Raw genomic sequence first — 2,421 nt, forward strand, 5'->3', positions numbered from 1 at the left:
ACTGCTGTTGAAGCAATGATCTTGGCACGTGGTTTTAAGTTGTAAGCTTGAACTGCCTCATCAGATGCGATCAGTAATGCTGCTGCACCATCGTTAATGCCCGAAGCATTACCCGCAGTGACAGTGCCATCAGCCTTTACAACTGGTTTAAGTTTGCTTAAACCTTCAAGTGTGGTCGATGCACGTGGATGTTCATCGGTATCAATCACAACAGCATCACCCTTACGCTGAGGGATTTCAACTGCCACGATTTCTTTAGAAAAAAAGCCTTTGGCTTGCGCGCTTGCGGTGCGTTGTTGGCTCGCCAAGGCAAACTGGTCCTGATCTGCACGATTTACGTTGAACTTTTCAGCGACGTTTTCGGCAGTCTGAGGCATGGTGTCTACACCATACAATTCTTTAAGTTTTGGGTTAATAAAACGCCAACCCATAGTGGTGTCTTCAATCTTCTGGCTACGACCAAAAGCACTGTCTGACTTACCCATCACATAGGGTGCACGGCTCATGCTTTCTACACCACCTGCAATCACCAAGTTCGCTTCACCCGCTTTAATGGCACGGGCAGCAATGGCAATCGCATCGAGTGATGAACCACACAAACGGTTAATAGTGGTTGCTGGAACCTGATACGGTAAACCTGCAAGCAGTGCTGACATACGGCCGACATTACGGTTGTCTTCACCGGCTTGGTTAGCACAGCCATAGATCACATCATCGACCTGTTCCCAATCTACATTCGGGTTACGCTGCATGAGTGCTTTAATCGGCACAGCGCCAAGGTCATCGGTACGAACAGGAGCAAGGCCACCGGCATAACGGCCGAATGGAGTACGGATGGCATCGATGATATAAGCGTTTTTCATTCTAACTTTTGTCCTTTACTTCAGGCCTTTTTAGCCATTCTCCGTAAGTATTTCGCAGTGGCGACATGGATGTCGCCGTGTTGCTCAGCACAACAGGGAAGTTGTGTCTGAGTAACAAAGGTTTTTGGTTACTTTTTTAAAAAAGTGACACGAATTAGCTGGTGGCATCTGGCTTCAATAGATAAGACTCCGTTGTGATGATTTATAAATTTTCATATCAACGAATAACATCACAGCTGTAATTTACTGTGACATCCGTAGGTCTGTTGCATAAGCGATACCTTACTTTTGAAAGGTCAAAAGTAACAAAAACCTTTGTTGAACAGAGGAGGCTTCCTTGCCTCCCTGTCCAACGGGCGACATCCATGTCGCCTGTCACGATAGTTACTGCTTTTTAAACTTACCCTTGAGTCGCATCAATCAAAGTGGCACCAGTCAAAGCCTGTAACTCATCAAAGCTAAGACCTTCTACTTTCTCAATCACTTTCAAACCATCTTTGGTCACATCAATCACACAAAGGTCGGTGTAAATACGGTCAACACAGTGCTTACCCGTTACTGGATAGCTCAACTCAGCGACAATCTTCGGTTCACCTTGCTTAGTCACATGATCTGTGGTGATAAATACTTTCTTGGCACCCACTGCCAAATCCATTGCGCCACCCACCGCAGGAATCGCATTTGGCGCACCAGTGTGCCAGTTCGCCAAGTCACCATTGGCTGCAACCTGAAATGCACCCAGCACCGCAATATCAAGGTGACCACCACGCATCATGGCAAATGAGTCACCATGGTGGAAAAAGCTACCACCTTCAAGCATGGTCACAAACTCTTTACCTGCATTAATCAGTTCAGGGTCTTCTTCACCTTCCACTGGTGGTGGGCCAAAAGCCAATAAACCATTTTCAGAATGAAGAAAAATATCTTTGTCGTTAGGTAAATAGCTTGCGATCTTGGTTGGCAAGCCAATACCCAAGTTCACATATGCACCATCAGGAATGTCTTGTGCCACACGTTTTGCAATCTGGCCACGGCTGAGTTTTTGGTAGCTCATGTTATTTCTCCTTATTGCTTATTGTGCGGGCTGTACTTGGACAACGTGTTGTACAAAGATACCTGGGGTGATGATGTGCTCTGGATTTAACCCACCTAGCTCAACCACCTCAGAGACCTGAACAATAGTCACATCAGCTGCCATGGCCATGATCGGACCAAAGTTACGCGCAGATTTACGGTAAACCAGATTGCCCCAGCGGTCGCCCTTGTAGGCTTTAATAAGCGCGAAATCTGCTTTAATTGGATATTCAAGTACGTAGTCTTTACCATCGATCTGGCGGGTTTCTTTGCCTTCAGCTAGAAGTGTTCCAAAGCCTGTTGGGGTAAATACAGCGCCTAAACCCATACCAGCTGCCTGAATACGACACGCCAGATTACCTTGCGGCACCACTTCAAGCTCTACTTTTCCAGCACGGTACAGTTCATCAAACACATAAGAGTCTGACTGACGTGGAAAAGAACAGATGACTTTTTTAACTGATCCTGCTTTAAGCAGTTTAGC

General features: G+C 46.3%; 3 protein-coding genes. All 3 read right to left on the reverse strand.

Annotation, left to right across the window (positions count from 1 at the left end):
* Nucleotides 1-863: acetyl-CoA C-acyltransferase (locus MKL38_RS19075; RefSeq protein ID WP_270904135.1), on the reverse strand; the 863-nt coding region annotated here is incomplete at its 3' end.
* Nucleotides 864-1,263: 400 nt separating this feature from the next.
* Entirely contained in the window at nucleotides 1,264-1,917 is a 654-nt protein-coding gene (locus MKL38_RS19080; RefSeq protein WP_270904136.1) for a 3-oxoacid CoA-transferase subunit B, read from the reverse strand.
* 18 nt (nucleotides 1,918-1,935) lie between these two features.
* The coding region (locus tag MKL38_RS19085) for a 3-oxoacid CoA-transferase subunit A (RefSeq protein ID WP_270904137.1) at nucleotides 1,936-2,421 on the reverse strand (486 nt) is incomplete at its 5' end.

It is taken from the genome of Acinetobacter sp. AOR14_HL, from assembly GCF_027855175.1.
In the GTDB taxonomy this organism is placed as follows: domain Bacteria; phylum Pseudomonadota; class Gammaproteobacteria; order Pseudomonadales; family Moraxellaceae; genus Acinetobacter; species Acinetobacter calcoaceticus.

Bases quoted from the DNA above. Each gene is read 5' to 3' on its own strand.
- MKL38_RS19080 (WP_270904136.1), bottom strand. From the start codon at position 1,917: ATGAGCTACCAAAAACTCAGCCGTGGCCAGATTGCAAAACGTGTGGCA.